Here is a 23,914-nt window from a genome sequence, read left to right as displayed (position 1 = left end):
TTTTCCTATTACAGAGTGCAAGATACGCAGCCTTCGACTTCGGTTCCTTCTAGGGCGGTTTGGCGTAACCTAATGTAATACAGTGTTTTTATCCCTTTTCGCCATGCATATATTTGCGCACGATTGATATCTCGGGTAGTGGCATCATCTTTAAAAAATAGGGTTAAAGATAAACCTTGGTCAACATGTTGAGTGGCCATTGCATAGGTATCAATAATTTTTTCTGGCCCGATTTGGTAAGCATCTTGGTAATACTCTAGATTTTTGTTATCCATAAAAGGAGCAGGGTAGTAGACGCGCCCAATTTTACCTTCTTTACGAATTTCTATTCGTGAAACGATAGGATGAATGCTAGATGTTGAATTATTAATATAGGAAATTGAACCTGTCGGAGGGATAGCTTGCAGATTCTGGTTGTAAATTCCGTGGGTCATAATTGACTGTTTCAAGGCTAGCCAATCTTCACGACTTGGAATTTCGATACCCGAACGTCGGAATAATTCCTGCACATTCTGTGTCTTTGGTAACCAAAGGTTGTTGATATATTTATCGAAATATTCACCAGAGGCATATGTAGAGTGTTCAAAGCCAATAAATGCAGTTTTTCTTTCTCTGGCTAATTGGTTGGATGTTTTTAGCGCATAATAAGTGACACAGTAAAAATAAATATTGGTAAAATCCAACGCTTCTTCAGAACCATAATGAATGTGCTCCCTTGCAAGGTAGCCATGTAAATTCATTTGCCCTAAGCCAATGGCATGGGATTGGCGGTTACCTTGTGCAATAGAAGGGACTGAGCGTATATCACTCATATCTGAAACTGCACTTAAAGCCCGCACAGCAGCCTCAATAGACTGAGCAAAATTAGGGGAGTCCATTGTTTTAGCGATATTCATTGAACCTAAGTTACAGCTAATATCTTTACCAATCTGTTGGTAGCTTAAATCATCTTCATAAGTACTAGGGCGATTAACTTGCAGTATTTCCGAACACAAGTTGCTCATGTTAATTCGCCCTGCGATTGGGTTAGCCCGGTTGGCAGTGTCCTCGAAGAGAATATAGGGATATCCCGATTCAAATTGAATTTCAGCTAAGGTTTGGAAAAATTCTCGCGCATTAATTTTGTATTTTTTGATCCCCTTGTTATTTACCATTTCATGGTATTTCTCTGTCACACTAATTTCGGACATTGGAACACCATATATGCGTTCAATATCATAAGGAGAGAACAAATACATATCTTGATTATCTTTTGCCAACTGGAAAGTGATATCAGGAATAACAACCCCTAGAGAAAGCGTTTTGATGCGTATTTTTTCATCGGCATTTTCCCGTTTAGTATCAAGAAAACGCATAATGTCAGGATGATGCGCGTGTAAATAAACGGCTCCGGCACCTTGACGAGCCCCTAATTGGTTAGCGTAGGAAAAGGCATCTTCTAGCATTTTCATGACAGGGACTACACCAGATGATTGATTCTCAATCAATTTTATTGGAGCGCCTTGTTCACGTAAGTTGCTCATTAAAAATGCGACACCACCGCCGCGCTTGGATAATTGTAATGCTGAATTTACGGAGCGACCGATGGATTCCATGTTGTCTTCGATTCTCAAAAGAAAACAAGAAATTAGTTCACCTCTTTGCTTTTTACCGCAATTCAGGAATGTGGGGGTAGCAGGTTGAAAACGACCGCTGATGATCTCATCCACATATAACATCGCGAGGCTTTCTGAGCCTTGTGCAAGTGTTAATGCCACCATACAGACACGATCTTCATAACGCTCTAAATAACGTTTACCATCAAAGGTTTTTAGGGTATAGCTGGTGTAATATTTGAAGGCACCTAAAAAAGTCTGGAAACGAAATTTATGCGCATAAGCTTGTTTAAATAATGATTTGATAAACTCAAAATCATATTGACCTAATACGCTACTTTCGTAATAGTTTTCTTGCACTAAGAAATCTAATTTTTCTTTTAAGTCATGAAAAAATACAGTGTTTTGATTTACATGTTGCCTAAAATAATGATGTGCAGCTTCCTTGTCTTTATCAAATTGAATGTGGCCTTCGCTATCATATAAATTCAACATAGCATTAAGTGCGTGATAATCTATATCAGTGGTATTTTGCATTTTATCCATTTTGAAATAACTCTAGTTGTCAGTACGCTGCCAAAATATTTGAAGGCCTTGCTTAACGGATTGAACATCTTTTTCTGTGCCAAGAAGCTCAAAACGGTAAAGGTAAGGAATACGGCACTTTTGCGCGACAATATCCCCAGCAATGGCATAGGCATCGCCAAAGTTGGTGTTACCCGCAGCGATCACTCCACGGATAAGTGAGCGATTGGCTTCAATATTTAGAAATTGGATCACTTCTTTTGGGACGGCACCCTTTAAGCCTCCACCACCATAAGTAGGCAGCAACAAAACATAAGGTTTTGTTGCAATTAGGCTGTTTTCTTGGCGACCAATGGGGAGCCGTGTTGCTGGAAGGCCTAACTTTTTAACAAAGCGATGGCAATTTCCAGAACGACTGGAAAAATAGATAAGCGCTTCCGTTGCCATAAGAACCTCTAGGCCGCTAATAAGCTAATCATATCTGGACGAAACCCAGACCAATGTTTGTCCCCAGCAATGACTACTGGGACTTGTTGATAGCCTAATTTTTTAACTAGCTCAAGGGCTTGGTCATCTTGAGTGAGGTCAATTACCTGATAGGAAATTTGTTTGCGATCTAGCGCTTGGTATGTTGCATTACATTGAACGCAATTAGGCTTACTATAAATGGTAATCTCAGTCATATTATTTACCTTTTGATTTTTTAACGTGTCATAGCCAACAAGATTAATAAGTAAATACTATATATGGGTGAGTTATTTATCAACCACACAATATGTAGTGGATATGAAAAGTTGAATGATAATTATTCTAATTATTTGCTAGGTTGTTATTAACATTGAAAATAAAAAATAAGTGGATTTAGTGATTCAGTTGGTGACACTAAGAAAAAAGATTATTGCAAAGCGGAAATAATTTACTCTATAACTGTATATACAATCAGGTAATTGATTCCTTTTAAGGAGATACTATGTACCATCAATATTTAGAAACACCGGAAAAGTTTCCTAAACCGTGGATCCATATTACGGCTGATGATGACGGAATAACGAGCCTGTACTTTGTTGAAGAAAAAACAGAAAAAGAAATTAAGAATGAACACTCCAAACTTTGCGTGAAAGAGTTAAAAGAATATTTTAGTCATAAAAGAAAAGTTTTTACGGTTGCTTTAAATCCTCAGGGAACTGAGTTTCAAAAGAAAGTTTGGAAGCATTTATGTGGGATACCTTATGGTGAGCGATGGAGCTATAAGGATTTGGCTTTAAAGTTAGGTTCTGTAAATTACTGTCGTGCTGTTGGAATGGCTAATTCACGTAACCCCATTTCTTTAATTGTACCTTGTCATCGTGTATTAGGGCATGATGGAAAGCTAGTCGGTTATACTGGCGGCCTAGATATTAAAGGTTGGTTACTATTGCATGAGAAGTAATATCTAAATAATTCACTATAGCTAATACTATTAGTTGTAATAATTGCTATTTGTAAGAATTATGGGTGGAATTTGCACAGATAATACCGATAAATAATATATTTTTACTTTTTTAGTCAATTTTCGTGATCTAGGTTGTAGACAAGTAACTTAGATATCTGATGTACTGAGCCTGATACAGATGGTGTGTCTATTTTATTTTAAAGGTAATAATTTGATGTCTAAAGTTAAAGGTAACGTTAAGTGGTTCAACGAGTCTAAAGGTTTTGGTTTTATCACTCCAGAAGATGGTAGCAAAGATGTATTTGTGCACTTTTCTGCGATTGCAAGCGAAGGTTTCAAAACCTTAGCGGAAGGCCAGAAAGTCGAATTTGAAATCACTGAAGGTGCTAAAGGCCCATCTGCTGTTAACGTTGTCTCTCTGTAATTTTAATAATTAACAATTAGAAACTAACAGCTATAAACTCGCTCTAGTTAACTGGGGCGAGTTTTTTATTAAGCAGTAAAAGACAAGAGCCGGATTTAAACAAATAGGTTGAATCCGGCTTTATAGAAATAATGTAGCATACCAAAAAGCTAGGGGGTTATTTGACCTCTTCACCTTTAGCTTGTAAGTCTGCATGGTAAGACGAGCGTACAAAAGGCCCACAAGCTGCGTGGGTGAAGCCCATTGCCATTGCCTCTTCTTTCATTTCGTCAAACTCTGCTGGGCTAACATAGCGTTTTACAGGCAGATGATGGCGACTCGGTTGCAAGTATTGACCAAGCGTTAGCATTGTTACGCCATGACGGCGTAAATCACGCATAACTTCAATAATTTCGGCGTTCGTTTCGCCTAACCCAACCATTAGCCCTGATTTAGTTGGGATATCAGGGTGCGCTTCTTTAAATTTTTCGAGTAATTTTAATGACCATTCATAATTCGCGCCTGGGCGAACTTGGCGATAAACGCGTGGTACGTTTTCAAGATTATGGTTAAAGACATCTGGTGGCGTTGCGGTCAGAATTTCTAGTGCGCGATCCATACGCCCACGAAAGTCAGGGACTAATGTTTCAATTTTAATTGAAGGGTTTTTTTCGCGAATAGCACGAATACAATCCGCAAAGTGCTGTGCGCCACCATCACGTAGGTCGTCTCGGTCCACAGAAGTAATAACGACATACCGTAATGCCATATCTTTGATTGTTTGCGCTAATTTTTCTGGCTCATTGGCATCTGGCGCGTTTGGACGACCGTGGGCAACATCACAAAATGGGCAACGTCGAGTACAGATAGCACCTAAGATCATAAAGGTTGCTGTACCATGGTTAAAGCACTCGGAAAGGTTTGGGCAGGAGGCTTCTTCACATACCGAATGTAGACCATTTTTACGCATAGCGGCTTTAATGCCTTGAATACGAGTTGAGTCAGCGGGAAGCCTAATTTTCATCCAGTCAGGTTTACGTAGAATTTCTTCTCGTTCAGTCACAACGTTTTTGACAGGGATCAGCGCCATTTTGTCGGCGTCACGATATTTAATTCCGCGTTCTATCTGAATTGGTTTACTCATAATATGACGGTTCCAGTTATCTTTTATGCTGATGGATAATTTTTAATTCTAAATAAAACCGAATGGAAAGCCGTAACCCATTCATTAAAAAATAGTTTAAAAATGTTAAAAAATTATAGCATTATTATTGAACAATATGAAATCCTAGTGTGTCACAGAATTGACGGATTAGCACAGGCTGAACATCAGATAATGACACTTTGGGAGCAAGATCACTAATCTGAGTCATCTTTAATTCACTGTAACCACAAGGGTTTATACGGTTAAATGGCTCAAGGTCCATATCGATATTTAAAGCAAGCCCATGGAAAGAACAGCCTTGCCTAATGCGTAAACCAAGAGAACAAATTTTGTCCCCGTTAACATATACACCGGGCGCATCGGGGCGAGGGTAAGCTTCGATATGAAAATGGGCGAGGGTATTCACAACCGTGTTTTCTAGTGCGGTGACTAACTCACGCACACCAAGTTTATTGCGTTTTAAGTCTAGCATAACATACATGACTTGCTGGCCGGGGCCATGGTAGGTAACTTGGCCCCCCCGATCACTTTGAATGACTGGGATATCGCCAGGAGCAAGTACGTGCTCGGCTTTACCAGCTTGGCCTTGAGTAAATACTCGGGGGTGTTCAACGAGCCAAATTTCGTCGCAGGTTTCAGGCGTACGGCATTGCGTAAATTGGTGCATCGCATCAGAAACGGGTTGGTAAGGCGCGAGGCCAAGTTGGCGGATGATTATACTTCTGTCTGACAAAATTAAGCGTCCACGTTGTCATTATCGTTAGGTCAGTATAACGCCTATGTTTGTTACACATCAAGTTGTCAAGGTATTAGCTTGTTGTATATAAGTGAGTAGATACAGAATTAATGGTTAGCAATGATAATTTTTAAATCTCGGCTGTATTTTGGCATAAAAAACCCCCAGTAATTGGTTGTCCAGCTATTGGGGGTCACTTCACTATTTGGTTAAAGCACAACTTTAACTAATTCTAATGCGCCTAATTCGCTATACAAGGTTTCAACCTGTTCGATATGTGTTGCATTAATAGTAATAGAAACTGAGTGATAGTTGCCTTTGCTACTTGGTTTCACATCGGGAGAGTAATCACCAGGCGCATGACGCTGAACAACTTCAATCACTTGATCAACCAACTCAGGCTGTGCCAAGCCCATCACTTTGTAAGTTAATGGACATGGGAACTCAAGCAGTTCGCCTAATTTCGTTTTCATGGGCACTCCTAATTTTTTAAATTGTGTCGCTGGTTGAAAAAGATTGGCTGGTATTAAACCAGCCAATCAAAAGTATTCATCCAACAAACATTTCGATGCTTACTATATGGGGGTGATTTATTTTTGTTTCAAGCCCTAGCCAAACCAACGGTGAAATAATAGTTTGATATAGTCAATTAATCGGCTGAAAAAGCCACCTTCTTCAACATCTTTTAGAACGGCTAAAGGGTGTTGTTCAATAGTTTTTCCATCGAGCTGGAAGCTGATCGTACCGACTTGCTGACCTTTGGTCAAAGGCGCTTGTAATTCTGTCGTTGACAGTTCATAGCTGGCTTTTAAATCTTTTAACCGTCCCCGAGGTATCGTTAAGTATAGGTCATCCACTACACCTAATTTCACTTCATTTTCATCACCAAACCAAACAGGAACACTCGCAAAATCAACGTTAGCTTGTAATGGTTTAACTGTTTCATAGAAACGGAAACCATAAGTGAGTAATTTTTTACTTTCAGCATCACGTCCTTTGCTGCTTTTCCCACCCATCACAACGGAAATTAAACGCATATCACCATCTGTTGCGGATGCAACAAGGTTGAAACCTGCGGCATTTGTGTGACCTGTTTTGATCCCATCAACAGCAAGGCTCTTATCCCACAACAAACCGTTACGGTTAATTTGGCGGATGTTGTTAAAGGTAAATTCTTTTTCTTTGTAAATGGCATATTCTTCTGGTACATCACGTACTAAAGCTTGACCAATAAGCGCCATATCACGTGCGGAGCTATACTGGCCTTCTGCATCTAAGCCATGAACAGTTTCAAAATGGGTGTTTTTCAAACCTAATTTATTCACATATCCATTCATTAATTGAACAAAATTGGTTTGATCTCCAGCGATATAATCAGCCATTGCAACACAAGCATCGTTACCTGATTGCAGGTTAATCCCACGAGTCAGTTGAGAAACGCTGACTCGATCTCCTGGTTTTAAGAACATCAAGGATGAGCCTTTAAACACAGGGTTACCGGTTGCCCATGCATCATTACCCACGGTGACTATGTCATTTGCACCAATTTTACCTGATTTAATCGCCTGACCAATAACATAACTGGTCATCATCTTGGTTAAACTGGCTGGGTCACGACGCTGATCCGCATTACTTTCAGCGAGGACTTTTCCTGAATTATAATCAATGAGTATATAGGCTTCAGCATCTATGGCTGGTGCTGCGGGAATTGAAGTATTTGGAAAGCTGTCATTGGCATTTGCAATACTGGCAGTCAAAAGAAGCAGAGCAGAACCCAGCACTGTATAACGCACGATGCGTGATGGAGCGACATTATTCATGGTTTTACCATTTACATCCGAAATTCGGTTAACACAAGGAGGCGCAGTTTAGCAAAAGAATAGGGCAAGAAAAAAGCCACTTTTGCGCTCCACCAATTATTTTTGTCAGTTTGATACAGTCATACTTTAGGCCCCATCAACATCATCACAATGTTGAGAGACCTAAAATGTTTGGTATGTATTCAGATTTAAGGTGCGACTACCATCGAAGTTTGGTTTTTTTCTGATTGTAGACGGCCCTGTACTTCAACAGCTTGTTGTCGAGTACTAAACGGCCCTAATTGAACCCGGTAGATACCATTGTAGGGTTGTAAACGCCCAGGAACATTAAATTGTGTTTTTAGTTCATCCAGCATTTTTTGTGCGTTCGGTTGGCTGCTAATTGCACCCGCTTGGACTAAAAAGCCACGCTCAGGCACCGCTTCTTCGGCCGCGGGTTGTGGCTCTGGCGTAGGGGTTTGTAAGCTCATATCTGGCATCACTGGTTGCATAGGTTCTTTGGGCTGTTGGACAGGCAACGCATTTTCTGGCGTTGGTAAGTTTTCCATCACAGGCGTTCCCATAGGGCCTGAACCTAGCTGTGGGCGCCCAGGTAGTGCATAGCTCTGCTTAACAAAATTAGAGCCGACAGTACCGGTACCAGAAAGTGTACCGTCTTGGGCGACTTGGATAGCGTCTATTTTAATCTTAGTGGTTGGTAATAAATTTAAGCGGTCAGCCGCAGCCCGAGAAATAGCAATGCTTTTACCTTGCATATAAGGGCCACGGTCGTTGACTCGAACCACCATCATGCGGCCATTCATCATATTGGTAATACGCACATAACTAGGGATTGGCAAAGTCGGGTGTGCTGCGGTTAATTCTACGGGGTTAACTCGTTCACCAATGGCAGTCATATTGCCTGTTGATTCAGCACCATAAATTGAAGCGTAGCCAACTTGGCTAAATTGTGCCGGGTCACGTACGATTTGGTATTGCTGGCCATTACGTGAGTAATCACTATTTGCTGTTGGGTGATATGGCTCATAATGAGGTTCAGCACCTAATACATCTTGAGTGGGCACATTGGTTGGCACTTGGGCGGGTTGCTTAACCTCTTCTGTAACACAGCCACTAAGTAGCGCGGCAGTGACACCAAGCATTATCCATTGTAAACGCATACTAAGCCTCATTTTATAAACTTTTTGAAAGGAATCTTCGGTGTGTATGTATCGACATGATAATACCGAATCCAGCCATTAAAACAATTAAGGCAGAACCGCCATAACTCACTAAGGGGAGGGGAACGCCAACGACAGGTAATATACCACTGACCATGCCGATATTCACAAACACATATACAAAAAGGATTAAGATCAAACCACCAACCATCACTCGACCAAAGGTATTTTGTGCGCTGGCGGCAATATAGAGCCCGCGGATAATCAGCAAAATATATAAGCCAAGAAGGATAAGAACACCGACTAAGCCAAGTTCTTCGGCTAATACAGCAAAAATAAAGTCAGTGTGCCTTTCAGGTAAAAATTCAAGTTGTGATTGTGTACCGTGCAGCCAACCTTTCCCCATTAACCCACCAGAACCAATCGCAATTTTTGATTGAATAATATGGTAGCCCGCACCTAATGGGTCAGTTTCTGGGTCCAATAACATCATGACACGAGCCCGTTGGTAGCCATGCATCAAGAAGAACCACAGCAATGGAATGAAGGCCGCTAGGGCGATAGCAGCAATAGCAATCAGCCGCCAACTCATCCCAGCAAGAAATAAGACAAATAACCCCGAAGCCGCCACAAGGATTGATGTTCCAAGGTCAGGCTGCGCAGCCACTAATAATGTCGGTACAAAAATGAGGACGAGTGCAATCAGTGTATTTTTAAATGAAGGGGGACACAAATCACGATTCATAAAGCGGGCAACCATAAGTGGCACCGCTATCTTTGCAATTTCTGAAGGTTGGAAACGAATAAAACCGAGGTCTAGCCAACGTTGGGCCCCTTTACTGATTTGCCCAAACACATCGACAAAAACTAATAAAATGACACAAAAGATAAACAGATGTGGAGCCCAATTTTCATACATTCGAGGGGGAATTTGAGCCATAACGATCATTACAATAAAGCCAGAAGCTATTTGCCCTAGCTTTCGCTCCATCATTTCAGGGTCTTGACCACTAGCGCTCCACATAATAAACGCGCTATAGGCAAGCAATGCCATGATAATTAATAGCATAGGCACATCTATGTGCAGACGTGTTGATAATGAAATTTTTTTCTTATCGTCTGTCATCTTTTTTATAGCTCACTGTATTTGGTTGAAGCTGATAGCTTGAACGGGACATCAGCGGTCCTCCCCAGCGCTAGTTGGTGAGGTGGCAATTTCTGTACGGTTATCACCAAGAAGAACATGGTCAAATATTTGCCGCACTATGTCCCCTACAGAAGGACCTGCGCCGCCATTTTCTAAAATAATAGTGACAGCGATAGTTGGCTTATCATAAGGCGCATAAGCAATCATCAATTTATGGTCACGCAAGTGCTCGGCGAGTTTACTTGCATTATAGGTTTCATAACTAAAGACTTGAGCCGTTCCAGACTTCGCGGCAGCTTTATAAGGGGTACCGATAAAACTACGACGACCTGTACCATTAGGTGCATTGGCTACGCCATACATCCCCTGTTTAGCGAGTTCCCAATAACCCGAATGAATGTCCCCAATTTGAGTGGTTTCTTTATCTTCATAAGGCACCATGGCATTACCAAGTTTGGTGCCATAAAGTAAGTGAGGCGTTTTGACCTGACCGTCATTGATTAAGGTCATTAAGGCCTTTGACATTTGAATTGGGGTAGCAGTCCAATAGCCTTGGCCGATCCCGACTGGAATAGTATCCCCTTGGTACCAAGGTTTCTTATAACGTTTTTGTTTCCACTCACGAGTAGGCATAATGCCTGAACGCTCTTCGGCAAGGTCGATCCCAGTGTACTCGCCAAAGCCAAAGCGGGTCATCCATACAGAGAGACGGTCAATACCCATATCATAGGCAACTTGGTAGAAGAAGGTATCTGCAGACTCAATAATAGATTTCATCACATTCAGCTTACCATGGCCCCAGCGTTTCCAATCTCGGTAGCGTTTTTCTGAGCCGGGGAGTTGCCACCAACCGGGGTCAAATATTGTGGTGTTGGGCGTGATGACTTTTTCACTCAATGCGGCAACAGAAATAAAGGGTTTTACGGTTGAGGCTGGGGGGTAAAGCCCTTGGGTTGTTCGGTTAATCAACGGCCTATCAGGGTTATTCAGTAACGCTTGGTAATCTTTGTTTGAGATACCGTTGACGAACAGGTTTGAGTCATAGCTTGGGTTAGAAACCAGCGCCAGTATTTCCCCGTTGCGTGGGTCTGTCACTACGACAGCAGCACGGCTAGTGGTTAATAATTTTTCAATATAGATTTGTAACTCGAGATCAATCGTTAAATAGATATCCCGGCCAGCTTGAGGCGGTTGTTCATGAAGCTGGCGAATAACCCGCCCTCGGCTGTTAACTTCGACTTCTTCATAGCCTGTTTTACCGTGTAATACACTTTCATAATAACGCTCGATGCCTAATTTACCAATATCATGGCTAGCCGCATAGTTAGGTAATAACCCGTCTTTATCAAGGCGCTCGATGTCTTTATCATTAATTTTAGCGACGTAGCCGATGACATGGGTCAATGCAGAACCATATGGATAGGAGCGACGTTGATAACTTTTAACTTCTAAACCGGGGAAGTGGTATTGGTTTACGGCAAAGCGAGCCACTTGAACTTCATTTAATTGTGTTTTTAAGGCGATAGAGGTAAAACGACGTGAGCGCTTACGTTCTTTTTCAAAATTAGCAATATCCTCATCGGTTAAATCAACGATATCACGAAGTTTGTCTAAGGTTTCTTGTAGGTTATCGACTTTCTCTGGCACGATTTCTAACTGATAAAAAGTGCTATTTAGGGCGAGCTGTGTTCCTTGCCGATCGTAGATAATGCCACGGCTTGGTGCAATGGGCACCAATTTGATTCGGTTATCATTAGAGCGAGTTTGGTAATCCTCATGGCGAACAATTTGTAAATGGTACAAATTGGTCACGAGGATCGAGGTTAAAATGACAATCACGCCGAAAGCAATAAGCGCTCGGCGGATAAACAAAACAGATTCTGCGGTGTGGTCGCGAAAAGGGGTGCGTTGTGTTTTCATCCCATTGCCATTTTGAACTTATTCAAACCAAACTATTCCCTATGATAAGGGTGATTAGTCGTAATACTCCATGCGCGATAAAGACTTTCGGCAACAAGGACACGAACTAGTGGGTGAGGAAGCGTAAGTGGTGATAATGACCAACTTTGCTCAGCCGCCGCCTTACAAGCGGGAGCTAGCCCTTCGGGACCACCGATCAATAAGCTGACATTACGGCCATCTTGTTTCCACTTATCCAATTGAATGGCCAGTTTGGGAGTATCCCAGCGATCTCCTGGAATATCCAAGGTGACAATACGGTTTCCTTTACCCACGGCTGCGAGCATTAACTCGCCTTCTTTTTCTAAAATGCGTTTTATATCTGCGTTTTTCCCGCGTTTCCCAGCGGGTATCTCCGTTAATTCAAACGGCATATCTTTAGGGAAACGGTGGAGGTAATCCATAAAGCCGGTCTGGACCCAGTCCGGCATTTTTGTTCCAACGGCGATGAGTTGTAATTTCAAACTCAGCTCCAGAGTTTTTCTAATTCGTACATGCGGCGGCTTTCGTCTTGCATAATATGCACAATAGCATCACCTAGGTCTACTACGATCCAATCAGAAATGCCTTGCCCTTCAACACCTAATGGCATTAAACCATTTTTACGGCAGGCATCTATTAACCGGTCAGCGACAGACATCAGATGGCGGCTTGATGTCCCTGTACAGATGATCATCTGATCGGTAATACTTGATTTCCCTTGAACATCGATAGTGATAATGTCTTCTGCTTTGGCATCATCAAGCTGATCGATAATAAATTGTTGGAGTTCAGTTCCTTGCAAAAGGTTCACCTTTCATTCAAATAAACAGAATATTACATTAAACACTGTTTGTAGTTTGTAGATAAAGCGTTTGCTGATAGCTAATGAATCAAAATCATTCTCAGCGAAGCCATTTTACCCTAGATTTTAAGAAAAATCGGCTAAATTCTTTTTTATTCATTATGGAGTGAAATTTATAGGGATATCTGCTCACTTGAGCAAGAGGTTTGTGTTAACTTTACAAAATAACTCAACAAATTCGCACCCTAGCAAATATTTTAGAGTGAGATGGATATTGTGCAAATAATGAAGCCAAATATTTTCGTATTTGAAGGGGTTAGTCATCTCCCCATGAAAATTCAACCATGGGTAGAGCCTATTGTGGAATACCTAACGGCTGATGTTGTCAATTCAGCCCACAACCGCGTAGATGGCATTATTTGTGCTGCGCAAGATAGGCTTCAATTGGCTGGGTTATTTCCAGCGAGTATTGCGGTGATCACTGACGAGCAATGGCATGATGTCGACTACTGGGATAGTTTCTTAACGAAACTGTATGTTTTGCAAAGGCTTAATAACTTATGCCAACACCTAACACAGGCTGAAATCATCCAATTTCATAGCCGCCATAAATATTTGATAATGGCATATTCTCCTGTGGGGTATCAATTAACTGGCCGCTTAGTGGCAAGTATTCGTAAGGGAAGCGATCTCCACGGTTTTTTTAACCACTACAAAGCAGGGCTAATGGAAATATTTTCGTCCCTTCCAGCTAGAAATATTCAAGTAAATGCGCTTAGCCATCTGCAAGGATATTTTAAACGTAAAGCAACCTCAGATGAGAAAAAACGGTTGTTATGGTTGATCAATGATTATCGAGAAGGGAATTTACCAATAAGCCAGCCGTTAGCAATGATGCGCCAATTATTGGTGCAATACCCTGATAACTATTTGAGTGAACAATATTTTTTTGAACCTTACCCTAATTGCATCCCCATAAGAGAACTTCCTTATCGTTGGTAAAGGTGCTGTTGGTGAATATATTGAAGAACGGTTTCAGGGATAAGCTCGCTACAGGTGTCCCCTGCATTTAGTTTTTCACGTATTTCTGTGGCAGAAATATTGATAAGAGGGGTGTCACCAATAAAAATATAACCATTGGCAGATTGGCTTAGTTGCGAGGGTGTTGTGGCTTGATGTTGTACCAGCCAAGCTTGCATTTTGGGGTCGGTAAATTGCGTAGCATATCCTGGGCGGGCACAAACTAATAAGTGGCAATTATCAAGAATTTTCTCCCATTCGTACCATGTATTAATAGATAACAAGGAATCTTGCCCAATGATAAACGCAAGGGGTTGGGTTGGTCCCATTTCTTGGCGTAGTTGAGAAAGTGTTTCTATCGTATATGAAGGGCTATCTTTTTCTAGCTCACGAGTGTCGATGGCAAATAACGGGTTATTTTTAACCGCTAATTTTACCATTTCCAAACGCTGCAATGGGGTAGCCTCTGGTTGCGGACGGTGTGGCGGGACATGATTGGGTAATAAAATAATTTTTTCTAACCCAACTTGTTGAGCTAGAGCCTGAACAGGGCGTAAATGACCGAAGTGGATCGGGTCAAATGTCCCACCAAATAACGCTTGAAGGTGATTGTGTTTATCTTTAGGCGAAAAATGGTCAGTCATGAATAAAATTCTCTGCAAATGCTTTACCACATAATAACATAGATAGTGATTGTAGGTCAGGCCATGCTGAGTGACTAAAATCTTGTTTAATATGGATTTCAGCTTGTGTTAATAACATTAGTGCAGATTGTAATTGATGCAACGTTAAACGCTGTAGTGCTTCAGAGATCATTCCACGGCGGTTTTGCCAAACTTTGTGTTGGTCAAATAACGTTTTCAATGGTGTTGTGACTGATTGGCGTTTTAACGTAATAAGCAGTATTAATTCACGTTGTATTGAACGTAACAAAATGACGGGTTCAACATCTTCATGTTGAAGTTGTTCTAAAATATGCCATGAACGGCGTGATTTACCTGCAAGTAACGCGTCGACCCAATGGTACGGTGTAAAATGGGCAGAATCATTAACTGCATTTTCAACTCGGGGGTAGGTGAGTTTGCCATCAGGGTACAGTAATGACAGGCGCTCAAGGGCTTGCGCCAAACCTAGTAAATTACCTTCGTAGCAATAACAGAGCAGTTGGTTGGCTTCGGCTTCTAAAGATAAGCGCATACTGTACGCGCGTTTCGATACCCACTGAGGGAGCCGTTGGTATTCAGGCGTCAGGCAACTGACATACACCGCCTCTTTACTGAGGGCTTTAAACCACCCGCTGTTTTCTTGGGCTTTTGTTAGTTTATGTCCACGTAGTACAAGGAGTAGATCTGGGTGAAGTAACTGCGACAACTGGCTTAATTTTTCCGCCATTGCTGCGTTGGGGCCATTTTCAGGTAATAACAGCGTCAGAGTTTGACGACTAGCGAATAAGCTTAGCGCCTGACATTGGCTAAAAATTTCATCCCAGTCAGTGTTCTGCTCAAGAGAATACACAAAATGTTCCTCAAAGCCTTGTTGTTGGGCAGCTTTGCGGATGGCATCTTGACTTTCTTGAAGTAGAAGGGGCTCATTGCCCCAAATCAAATAGCGGCCTCTTAGCGTTTCTTGTAACGAAGAGGCCAGCTGTTCAGGGTAAATACGCGTCATTATGGTTGCGTGTTCGTATCAGCCGCTTGGTTTTTTGCTTTTTCAAGTTCGGCTGAGTGGACAAGCAGTAACTTACGAACTAAGTTACGTGCAGCTTGCTCCTGCATTTCTTGCCTAACAATTTCTTTTTCTGCATCTTTCGCAAGTGCTTCTAAAGGGTTGTCAAAGAAAGTACGCTCAACACGACTTTGTAGCGGGTAAATAGCGCCATCAGGCATCAACACTTGCGCATTCATAACAAGTGTAAGTTGCTTTTCTGCTGCTTTACCATCTTGATAAATCGAAACGGTTTCCGTGTTTTCATTGGAACCGAGGACTTTCAAAATAGGGACACTTGCGTTGCCTGTTTCAAGGATTGTTACGTTATTCAGCCGTAACTGCTCCCTAAGTGCCCTTGTAGGATAGCCATATGGGTCACTTGAACTCAGCTGCAACGTTTTCAGTTCTTCAGGAATTTGGGTGGTTCCTTGAAGGCGAAAACCGCAGCCTGCGGTGACTAGCACCGCCAGGCTCAAAAATAAAGTTATCAGATAACGCACCTGGCCTCCTTATCAGCCATCAACCTAACTATTAACCTACAACAAGGTTTAGCAATTTGCCTGGAACATAGATTACTTTGCGGATGCTAACACCTTCAAGGTATTTCGCTACGCTAGACTCTTTTTGTGCCATATCCAGTACAAACTCTTGGTTTGCATCAGCAGGAACTGTTATGCGACCACGGACTTTACCATTAACTTGAACAACAACCAGCTTGGTGTCATCAATCATCGCTTGCTCATCAGCAACTGGCCAAGAAGCAAAATCAATATCTTCATTATGCCCAAGCGCTTGCCACATTTCGAAGCAAGCATGTGGGATAATCGGTGACAACATTAACGTAATTGCTTCTAGAGATTCTTGAACTAACGCACGGTCCTGTTCGCTCTCTTGTGGGGCACGAACGAGTTTGTTCATGAACTCCATCACAGCAGCAATAGCAGTGTTGAATGCATAGCGGCGGCCAACATCGTCGGTAACTTTAGCTATCGTTTTGTGCAGGTCGCGACGTAAGTCTTTTTGCTCTGGCGTTAACGTGCTGATATCTAAAGGTAAGGTTGCCCCTTTTTGTGAGTGTTCGTGTACTAAACGCCAAACACGGCGAACAAAGCGGTTCGCACCTTCTACGCTAGATTCTTGCCATTCAAGGGTTAATTCAGGTGGTGCGGCGAACATCATAAACAGACGAACGGTATCGGCACCGTATTTTTCGACCATTAATTGTGGGTCAATACCGTTGTTTTTCGACTTAGACATCTTGCTCATACCGGTATAAACCAGTTCATGGCCTTCTGCGTCTACAGCTTTAATAATACGGTTCTTATCGTCACGTTCAACAATCGCTTCTGCTGGAGAAACCCAAACGCGCTGGCCGTCACTCCCGGTGTAGTAGAATGCATCAGCTAATACCATGCCTTGGCACAGCAGACGTTTAGCTGGCTCATCGGAGTTTACTAAGCCTGCATCACGCATTAATTTATGGAAGAAACGGAAATACATTAAGTGCATGATAGCGTGTTCGATACCACCAATGTACTGATCAACCGGTAACCAATAGTTAGCCGCAGTTGGGTCTAACATACCCTCATTGTGTTGTGGGCATGTATACCGAGCGTAATACCAAGATGATTCCATGAAAGTATCGAAGGTATCTGTTTCACGTAGGGCTGGCTGACCATTAATCGTGATTTTAGCCCACTCAGGGTCGGCTTTAATCGGGCTAGTAATACCATTCATTACGACATCTTCAGGTAAAATTACTGGCAGTTGATCTTCAGGAATTGGAACGACTGTGCCATCTTCTAATGTTGCCATTGGGATAGGTGCACCCCAATAACGTTGACGTGAAACTCCCCAGTCACGTAAACGATAATTTACTTTACGTTGACCTGCGCCAAGAGCAACCAGTTTGTCTGATATCGCATTGAAACCAGCTTCGTGATCTAACCCGCTAAATTCACCTGAATTAATCAGAGAACCTTTATCCGTCATAGCTTCTTGCGATAAATCAGGCTCGTTGCCTTCTGCATCAGCAATAACGGCTTTGATAGGTAAGTTGTATTTGTGTGCAAACTCCCAGTCACGTTGGTCGTGAGCAGGAACTGCCATGACAGCACCCGTACCGTATTCCATTAAAACAAAGTTAGCGACCCAAATTGGCAGTTTTTCTTGGGTTAATGGATGCACAACGAATAACCCTGTTGCCATCCCTTTTTTATCCATGGTTGCCATATCCGCTTCTGCGGTTTTGGTATTACGGCACTCATCAATAAATTGAGCTAATTCAGGGTTGTTAGTCGCTGCCTCTTTAGCTAAAGGGTGACCTGCGGCAACAGCCACGTAAGTCGCCCCCATAAAAGTGTCTGGGCGGGTAGTATAAACGGTTAATGTTTCATCACGTTCGGCTACATTAAAGGTGATTTCAGTCCCTTCTGAGCGGCCTATCCAGTTACGTTGCATCGTTTTGACTTGCTCTGGCCAATCTTCGAGTTTATCGAGGTCATTGAGCAGTTCTTCTGCGTAATCTGTGATTTTAATAAACCATTGTGGGATTTCTTTGCGTTCAACTGGGGTATCACAACGCCAGCAGCAACCATCAACAACTTGCTCATTGGCGAGTACAGTTAAATCGTGTGGGCACCAGTTAACCGCTGAGGTTTTTTTATACACTAAACCTTTTTCATATAATTTAGTGAAGAACCATTGTTCCCAACGGTAATACTCAGGGGTACAGGTTGTGACTTCACGGTTCCAGTCGTAACCAAAGCCCAACATTTTTAGCTGGCCTTTCATGTAATCGATATTGGCGTATGTCCAAGGTGCAGGAGCTGTATTGTTTTTAACCGCAGCACCTTCAGCAGGTAGGCCAAACGCATCCCAACCGATTGGTTGGAGTACATTTTTCCCTAACATGCGTTGGTAACGAGAAATAACGTCACCGATGGTGTAGTTACGTACGTGGCCCATGTGTAGTCGACCAGAAGGGTAAGGTAGCATGGACAGGCAGTAGTATTTTTCTTTGCTGTTGTCTTCTGTCACTTTGAAAGTTTCTTTTTCATCCCAGTGACGCTGTACTTTAGGCTCTATATCTTCTGGACGATATTGTTCTTGCATGGCACCGATAATCCTATGGTGAATATAAATGCTACATCTGTAGCGTGGATGTCTATCTTTATTTAGATCCGCATAGCATAGCGGATCTGTACCGAAAACAACAATAGTTGATTAGCTGAACCTGCGGGGGGAAGCTGAATATTGCTTTTCGGGGAACGGGATCAGCATATTTTATGCCGATAACCAAACAACTTAACTAAAAAAACAGCTAAATGGTAGTGGTTTGTTGAACTATTTTGAATTCAGCAAGTTGTTGTTTATTTCTATAGAAAGAGCATTGTCTTTATTGTCCCGAATGAAAAAGCATGAATTCCTTAAATAAGATGAACTCATTGAACGTAAATTAGAGGTGATACCGATAAAAGGGGAAACAAATGAACGCGATTAAAGCTCAATGCCACTGTGGGGCAATAAAGTTTACAGTGAAATTAACCGATGGGTTAAATACGGCTAGGCGCTGCAATTGTTCTTTCTGTGCGATGAGAGGGGCTGTCGCTGTTTCTGCACCATTATCAGGGATTAAACTTTTGGAAGGAAAAGATAAGTTAACAGAATATCGTTTTAATACTCATCAAGCTGTTCATTTTTTTTGTTCGGTGTGCGGTATTTATACCTTTCATCAACGGCGATCAAACCCAGAGGAATACGGGGTAAATGCTGCCTGTTTAGAAGGTGTCTCACCATTTGATTTTGCATCTGTGAATGTAATGGATGGTGTTAACCACCCAAATGATGGTGGCGGTGGCGTAATGGGGCAGTTAATATTTAAAAAAATGACTAAAGAAGAATGACGAGCTAAAGCGCTTTATACCAAAATAGTGCGGTTTCATGAGCGTTTTTGGTGCAACGGTATAGCGCTTTATTATAACCCTCGACACAACAATTCTTGTGTACATAATTCTTGTGTAAATAACGTGGTGAAATCGCAGTGAGTACAGTCTAATTCGTCGGGGTGAGTAATCTATAAGATGGAAATATTTTGTCGGTTGATTTTCATGGTTGTTAAGAAAAATGCGGTTAGACGATAAATTATGGAAGATTACGTGACAGCGACTCCAAGGGAGCCCTGCCACGTTGTTTAGATATATTATTGAGATGAATTAATGAAGTATTTTCGCAAGGAAATCTTTAGCACGTTCAGATTGTGGGTTAGCGAAAAAGTCTTCTTTTTTACTGTCCTCAACAATTTTCCCTTCATCCATAAAGATCACGCGGTTTGCTACTTTTTTGGCGAAGCCCATTTCATGGGTAACCACCATCATGGTCATCCCTTCATGAGCTAATTCAACCATGACATCAAGTACTTCGTTGATCATTTCAGGGTCAAGAGCAGATGTTGGTTCATCAAATAACATTGCAATAGGGTCCATACAAAGTGCGCGGGCAATGGCGACACGTTGTTGCTGTCCCCCTGATAATTGAGCAGGGAATTTGTTCGCATGGCTTGTTAAGCCAACTCGTTCTAAGAGTTTCAACCCTTTAGCTTCAGCGGCTTTTTTATCTCGGTTTAATACTTTGACTTGTGCCAATGTTAGGTTTTCTATAATTGATAGATGCGGAAATAGCTCGAAGTGCTGGAACACCATTCCCACCTTAGAACGCAACTTTGCAAGGTCAGTTTTTTTGCTATTAACTTGAATATCATTCACAAAAATTTCACCCTGCTGAATAGGTTCTAAGCCATTCACTGTTTTTATTAATGTGGATTTACCAGAGCCAGATGGCCCACACACTACCACGACTTCGCCTTTTTTGACTTCAGTTGTGCAGTCTGTAAGCACCTGAAATTGGCCATACCATTTAGATACATTTTTCAGGGTAATCATGAAACAGTCCTTTTCTTAAGATAATTCACTAACATGGAAGCGCCAAAACTGATTATAAAGTACACCAGACCTGCGAATAGTACCATTTCCACCTGTGTGCCATCCCGTTCGCCAATGTTAGTGGCTGTCCGGAAGAAGTCCGTCAAACTTAGGACGTATACCAATGAGGAGTCCTGAAATAAGACAATACCTTGAGTTAGTAGCAATGGTACCATTGCTTTGAAAGCCTGTGGTAATACAACTAGCCTCATGGTTTGCATATTTGTCATACCAAGAGCTAATGCTGCTGATGCCTGACCTCGGGAAATACTCTGTATACCCGCACGAATAATCTCTGAATAGTAGGCCGCTTCAAAAAGGGAGAAGGCTATCATTGCTGAAATTAAACGAATATCATTTTTTGGTGATAAGCCTAGAACATTTTGTAATAAGCTAGGCACAATCAAATAAAACCACAATAAAACCATGACTAACGGGATAGAACGAAAGGTATTAACATATAAGGCAGCAAACCAACTGATAGGCTTGAAAGGTGATAGCCGCATAACAGCTAAGACTGTTCCCCATAAAATCCCGACGACAATGGCGGTAAGTGTAATTTTAGCGGTGACAATAAAGCCATCAATTAAGAAGGGGATACTCGGTGCAATTGAGCTCCAGTCAAATTCGTAAAGCATCTTATCGCCCTCCAATAGTGCCAGGTAAACGAACTTTTCGTTCGAGTAGCGACATTAAAATCATAATGATGACGTTAATACCAACATAAGCTAACGTTATGGCTGTAAATGATTCCCATGCATGAGCAGAGTAATCCAGTAGTTTCCCCGCTTGTGCAGCCATATCAACTAAGCCGATTGTTGATGCGATTGCTGAGTTTTTGACCAAATTCAACATTTCTGAGGTCATTGGTGGCAATATTACTCGGTAAGCATTCGGCAATAAAACGTAACGATATGTTTGTGGGAGAGTTAGCCCCATCGCCAGAGCTGCGCTTTTCTGCCCGCGAGGGAGCGATTGAATAGCGGCTCGAACTTGTTCGGTCATCCGTGCGGCTGTGAATAACCCAAGGCATAACATTGAAGAAATAAAAAATTGGTAGTTAGGGTCTAACTCCATTTTAAACCAATCCCCAATGGAGTGAGGCAGCAGCTCAGGGATCACCAAATACCATGTAAAGAATTGCACAATCAATGGTACATTACGGAATAACTCAACATAGGCAGTGCCAATAAAGGCTAAGTAACGATTAGGTACGGTACGTAGAATACCAAAAATTGAACCGACTAAGAATGCGATAATCCATGCACAAATAGAAAGTGTAACGGTGACTTCAAGGCCAGATATTAACCACCCTAGATAGGTGGTATTCCCAAACGGGGCTTCCTGAAGGAAAATCCCCCAATTCCAATCAATAGACATAATGTTGACTTCCTGTGGGCAATTAGATCCCCGAATACTGTTATCGATAAGTATGCAAGGCGGGGAACGACCGCCTTGCCACTATCTACTTCACAGTAATACCCTGTTTGTCTTTTTATTAGTTTAATGCTTTGTCATTCGGTGCTTTAAATAAGGCTTTCATTTCATCGGATAACGTAAATTTCAGGTTGAGATTTTTGGGTGGAATTGGCTGGTTGAACCAACGCTCAAAGGACTTCTCTGCGACGCCTGATGTTTGTGCATTGGCGATAGTTTCATCAACGAGAGCTTTAAACTGAGGGTCATCTTTACGTAACATGCAGCCATAGGCCTCTTCAGTTTGCGGTGTACCGACTATCTCCCATATTTCAGGTTTTTTAGCTTTAGCACGCTCACCCGCTAACAGCGCATCATCCATCATAAAGGCAACTGCACGACCGGATTCTAAGGTACGGAATGAATCACCGTGGTCTTTGGCGCTAATAATGCGCATCTTCATATTTTTTTCGTCATTTAACTGATTGAGTAGAATTTCAGAGGTGGTACCAGAGGTAACCACGACGTTTTTCCCAGCTAAATCTGCGAAATCTTTCACACCTGAATCGCCTTTGGTTAACAAGCGTGTGCCGACCACGAAGATAGTGTTAGAGAATGCAGCTTGTTTTTGTCTCTCTAAGTTATTGGTGGTTGAGCCACACTCGAAATCAAATGTGCCATTTTGCAGTAATGGAATACGATTTTGTGAAGTAATCGGGATCAGTTTGACCTGTAAATCAGGCATATTGAGTTTTTTCTTTACTGCATCGACAATTTCGTTGGAATAATCTTGTGAGTAACCAACGACTTTTTGGCTATTATCATAGTAGGAAAATGGGACAGAGGATTCACGGTGACCAACAACAATTACACCGTTGTCTTTGATTTTTTTCAGAGTACCGTTTAGCTCTTCTGCTTGAACAGCGCAGGTTGCACCTAAAATCATCATTGATAATACAAGCTTACTTATACGCATAATTACAGCTCCTTTAGACCATCGGTGTAAACCCATCGTATTTCAAACGCTATCTTGACGGGCGAGCGTCAGTTGGGCTAATTGCGGTTAAAGCTGCTGTTAGCTAAACTGTTGTTCTTCCGTTAGATACCCCTTGAATGACTTTGGCTTTGTTGTGTTGTGTTTGCGGATATTTTGCTGATTTAGACAATGCCGCGATTATCCGCTATATGTTTTATTATTGTTAAAAAGTAATTAAATTTGTTAATTAATGAAAACAAATTGTTTCAATTTCGGGAGCTGTCTCGCATATTATTTGGCGATTTCTTGAATTGCTGCACTAACATGATAAACAGCGGCTAAAATTTGTTTAAATCCGACAATCATGCACCGTTAGAGTGCAAATCATTTCGTTTTCACTCGATGATTAAAATAAAGCAATTTTTGTGCCTACTTTTAGATGTGTTTAGATTTTCATTGAGCTAAAAAGGAATGTTTTTTTGTAAAGTTAGATGATGATACTTGTACGGAATGTTTTGCTGTGTAAGATGTAACCTCTATTTAACTTATAGATGGTGTAATGGTATTAATCAAAGCATGGTTTTTATCATTGCTACTAGCGTGTAAACCATATAATTGGTGTTATTTCAGGAAGATATACCGAGATACGCATGAACAGGCATTTGAAATTAGGTAAAGGATTAGTGATACTCGCCTGTCTGATGGTGTTGGTTTGTATGAACCAACGTGCTGTCGGAGAGCGTCTGTTCGCCAATTTTTTTGTGCCTAATGTGTTAGTACAGGCGCAAGACCCTACCGGGTATAGCTTTAGCTATGTCGAACAACCTCAAATAGAACAGAGTGATAACAGTAGTACTCAACTTTCCAGTTGTGAACTTAGCGCGAAGTCATTAATGACATTGTTGCCTGCTGTTATTGAACCATTCTTCTTTATGTTTCTTTCTTTAGCTGCATTAACTCTATTTTGCACTAATCTATTTATATCTAGAGCTAACAATGAAGAGAAACATGCCCCCCCTCGTGTCAGACGACATTTACAGTTTTGTAATCTTCGGAATTAGCACACAACAAATAGGGATCTGTTTGTGTA

The 23,914-nt window shown here is 41.7% G+C and carries 25 protein-coding genes; 5 read left to right on the top strand and 20 right to left on the bottom strand.

The window, feature by feature from the left end; genetic code table 11:
* Positions 1 to 8: 8 nt before the first annotated feature.
* From nrdE to nrdH, 3 genes are read right to left on the bottom strand one after another with little or no spacing between them, the layout of a single operon-like run.
* Positions 9 to 2,141 carry a class 1b ribonucleoside-diphosphate reductase subunit alpha gene (gene nrdE, locus ABE954_RS16565; RefSeq protein WP_131680481.1) on the bottom strand — a complete coding sequence of 711 codons (2,133 nt, stop codon included), beginning with the start codon at positions 2,139 to 2,141 and terminating at the stop codon, positions 9 to 11.
* A 12-nt stretch (positions 2,142 to 2,153) separates the two neighbouring features.
* The gene (gene nrdI, locus ABE954_RS16560) at positions 2,154 to 2,567 is read right to left on the bottom strand and encodes a class Ib ribonucleoside-diphosphate reductase assembly flavoprotein NrdI (RefSeq protein WP_042848388.1); all 414 of its coding nucleotides are present in this window, start codon (positions 2,565 to 2,567) and stop codon (positions 2,154 to 2,156) included.
* 8 nt (positions 2,568 to 2,575) lie between these two features.
* Entirely contained in the window at positions 2,576 to 2,803 is a 228-nt protein-coding gene (nrdH, locus tag ABE954_RS16555; RefSeq protein ID WP_042848387.1) for a glutaredoxin-like protein NrdH, read from the bottom strand.
* 287 nt (positions 2,804 to 3,090) lie between these two features.
* Between nrdH and ABE954_RS16550 the strand changes: the two genes are divergently transcribed.
* A complete protein-coding gene (locus tag ABE954_RS16550; protein ID WP_042848385.1) occupies positions 3,091 to 3,549 on the top strand; it encodes a methylated-DNA--[protein]-cysteine S-methyltransferase in 459 nt (152 codons plus the stop codon).
* A 217-nt stretch (positions 3,550 to 3,766) separates the two neighbouring features.
* On the top strand, positions 3,767 to 3,976 hold the full coding sequence (gene cspE, locus ABE954_RS16545; RefSeq protein WP_014657708.1) for a transcription antiterminator/RNA stability regulator CspE: 210 nt from the start codon (positions 3,767 to 3,769) through the stop codon (positions 3,974 to 3,976).
* A 157-nt stretch (positions 3,977 to 4,133) separates the two neighbouring features.
* Here the strand turns inward: cspE and lipA are convergent, their stop codons facing one another.
* From lipA to rsfS, 9 genes are all read right to left on the bottom strand, one after another.
* Positions 4,134 to 5,099, bottom strand: coding sequence for a lipoyl synthase (gene lipA, locus ABE954_RS16540; protein WP_042848383.1), 966 nt, complete (start codon positions 5,097 to 5,099; stop codon positions 4,134 to 4,136).
* Between the two features lie 124 nt (positions 5,100 to 5,223).
* The gene (gene lipB, locus ABE954_RS16535) at positions 5,224 to 5,787 is read right to left on the bottom strand and encodes a lipoyl(octanoyl) transferase LipB (RefSeq protein WP_336431474.1); all 564 of its coding nucleotides are present in this window, start codon (positions 5,785 to 5,787) and stop codon (positions 5,224 to 5,226) included.
* 278 nt (positions 5,788 to 6,065) lie between these two features.
* Positions 6,066 to 6,329, bottom strand: a complete 264-nt coding sequence (ybeD, locus tag ABE954_RS16530) for a DUF493 family protein YbeD (protein WP_042848378.1) — start codon at positions 6,327 to 6,329, stop codon at positions 6,066 to 6,068.
* 135 nt (positions 6,330 to 6,464) lie between these two features.
* A complete protein-coding gene (gene dacA / locus ABE954_RS16525) occupies positions 6,465 to 7,676 on the bottom strand; it encodes a D-alanyl-D-alanine carboxypeptidase DacA (RefSeq protein WP_042848376.1) in 1,212 nt (403 codons plus the stop codon).
* Between the two features lie 188 nt (positions 7,677 to 7,864).
* A complete protein-coding gene (rlpA, locus tag ABE954_RS16520; RefSeq protein WP_048606341.1) occupies positions 7,865 to 8,836 on the bottom strand; it encodes an endolytic peptidoglycan transglycosylase RlpA in 972 nt (323 codons plus the stop codon).
* A 13-nt stretch (positions 8,837 to 8,849) separates the two neighbouring features.
* Positions 8,850 to 9,962, bottom strand: a complete 1,113-nt coding sequence (gene mrdB / locus ABE954_RS16515; protein WP_042848373.1) for a peptidoglycan glycosyltransferase MrdB — start codon at positions 9,960 to 9,962, stop codon at positions 8,850 to 8,852.
* Between the two features lie 51 nt (positions 9,963 to 10,013).
* Complete coding sequence (gene mrdA, locus ABE954_RS16510) at positions 10,014 to 11,903, bottom strand: peptidoglycan DD-transpeptidase MrdA (RefSeq protein ID WP_042848372.1); 1,890 nt, start codon at positions 11,901 to 11,903, stop codon at positions 10,014 to 10,016.
* Between the two features lie 32 nt (positions 11,904 to 11,935).
* Positions 11,936 to 12,406 (bottom strand): 23S rRNA (pseudouridine(1915)-N(3))-methyltransferase RlmH, encoded by a 471-nt coding sequence (rlmH, locus tag ABE954_RS16505; RefSeq protein WP_048606343.1) that lies wholly within the window; start codon positions 12,404 to 12,406, stop codon positions 11,936 to 11,938.
* Positions 12,407 to 12,408: 2 nt separating this feature from the next.
* The gene (gene rsfS / locus ABE954_RS16500) at positions 12,409 to 12,735 is read right to left on the bottom strand and encodes a ribosome silencing factor (RefSeq protein WP_080750930.1); all 327 of its coding nucleotides are present in this window, start codon (positions 12,733 to 12,735) and stop codon (positions 12,409 to 12,411) included.
* A gap of 321 nt (positions 12,736 to 13,056) precedes the next feature.
* Here rsfS and ABE954_RS16495 point away from each other — a divergent pair, with 321 nt between their 5' ends.
* The gene (locus ABE954_RS16495) at positions 13,057 to 13,728 is read left to right on the top strand and encodes a YbgA family protein (protein WP_371025587.1); all 672 of its coding nucleotides are present in this window, start codon (positions 13,057 to 13,059) and stop codon (positions 13,726 to 13,728) included.
* On the opposite strand, the gene nadD is transcribed toward ABE954_RS16495, so the two are convergent.
* Genes nadD through leuS form a run of 4 tightly spaced genes read right to left on the bottom strand, consistent with a single transcriptional unit; the run spans position 13,716 to position 18,567 of the window.
* Entirely contained in the window at positions 13,716 to 14,390 is a 675-nt protein-coding gene (nadD, locus tag ABE954_RS16490; protein WP_131680482.1) for a nicotinate-nucleotide adenylyltransferase, read from the bottom strand. The two genes, ABE954_RS16495 and nadD, sit on opposite strands and share 13 nt — an antisense overlap.
* On the bottom strand, positions 14,383 to 15,414 hold the full coding sequence (holA, locus tag ABE954_RS16485) for a DNA polymerase III subunit delta (RefSeq protein ID WP_042848365.1): 1,032 nt from the start codon (positions 15,412 to 15,414) through the stop codon (positions 14,383 to 14,385). The genes nadD and holA overlap by 8 nt, the downstream gene beginning before the upstream one ends.
* Positions 15,414 to 15,953: an LPS assembly lipoprotein LptE gene (gene lptE, locus ABE954_RS16480; protein WP_042848364.1), complete on the bottom strand. Its 540-nt coding sequence runs from the start codon at positions 15,951 to 15,953 to the stop codon at positions 15,414 to 15,416. Before lptE ends, holA begins: the two co-directional genes overlap by 1 nt.
* A gap of 31 nt (positions 15,954 to 15,984) precedes the next feature.
* Positions 15,985 to 18,567, bottom strand: coding sequence for a leucine--tRNA ligase (leuS, locus tag ABE954_RS16475; RefSeq protein ID WP_048606348.1), 2,583 nt, complete (start codon positions 18,565 to 18,567; stop codon positions 15,985 to 15,987).
* Positions 18,568 to 18,941: 374 nt separating this feature from the next.
* Between leuS and ABE954_RS16470 the strand changes: the two genes are divergently transcribed.
* Complete coding sequence (locus ABE954_RS16470) at positions 18,942 to 19,358, top strand: GFA family protein (protein WP_042848361.1); 417 nt, start codon at positions 18,942 to 18,944, stop codon at positions 19,356 to 19,358.
* A 309-nt stretch (positions 19,359 to 19,667) separates the two neighbouring features.
* Here the strand turns inward: ABE954_RS16470 and ABE954_RS16465 are convergent, their stop codons facing one another.
* The 4 genes from ABE954_RS16465 to ABE954_RS16450 form a co-directional block, all read right to left on the bottom strand.
* Positions 19,668 to 20,393, bottom strand: coding sequence for an amino acid ABC transporter ATP-binding protein (locus ABE954_RS16465; protein ID WP_042848359.1), 726 nt, complete (start codon positions 20,391 to 20,393; stop codon positions 19,668 to 19,670).
* Positions 20,390 to 21,070: a glutamate/aspartate ABC transporter permease GltK gene (gene gltK / locus ABE954_RS16460; protein ID WP_042848358.1), complete on the bottom strand. Its 681-nt coding sequence runs from the start codon at positions 21,068 to 21,070 to the stop codon at positions 20,390 to 20,392. Before gltK ends, ABE954_RS16465 begins: the two co-directional genes overlap by 4 nt.
* Before the next feature lies 1 nt (position 21,071).
* Positions 21,072 to 21,812 (bottom strand): amino acid ABC transporter permease, encoded by a 741-nt coding sequence (locus ABE954_RS16455; protein ID WP_166687230.1) that lies wholly within the window; start codon positions 21,810 to 21,812, stop codon positions 21,072 to 21,074.
* Positions 21,813 to 21,930: 118 nt separating this feature from the next.
* Positions 21,931 to 22,824 (bottom strand): amino acid ABC transporter substrate-binding protein, encoded by an 894-nt coding sequence (locus ABE954_RS16450; RefSeq protein ID WP_042848356.1) that lies wholly within the window; start codon positions 22,822 to 22,824, stop codon positions 21,931 to 21,933.
* 650 nt (positions 22,825 to 23,474) lie between these two features.
* Between ABE954_RS16450 and ABE954_RS16445 the strand changes: the two genes are divergently transcribed.
* Positions 23,475 to 23,885 carry a hypothetical protein gene (locus ABE954_RS16445; RefSeq protein WP_042848354.1) on the top strand — a complete coding sequence of 137 codons (411 nt, stop codon included), beginning with the start codon at positions 23,475 to 23,477 and terminating at the stop codon, positions 23,883 to 23,885.
* Positions 23,886 to 23,914 lie beyond the last annotated feature (29 nt).

It is taken from the genome of Providencia sp. TYF-12, assembly GCF_041344805.1.
Classification (GTDB): Bacteria; Pseudomonadota; Gammaproteobacteria; order Enterobacterales; family Enterobacteriaceae; genus Providencia; species Providencia huashanensis.
Note: the sequence above shows the minus strand (reverse complement) of the source record. Positions and strands in the feature narration are given on the sequence as shown.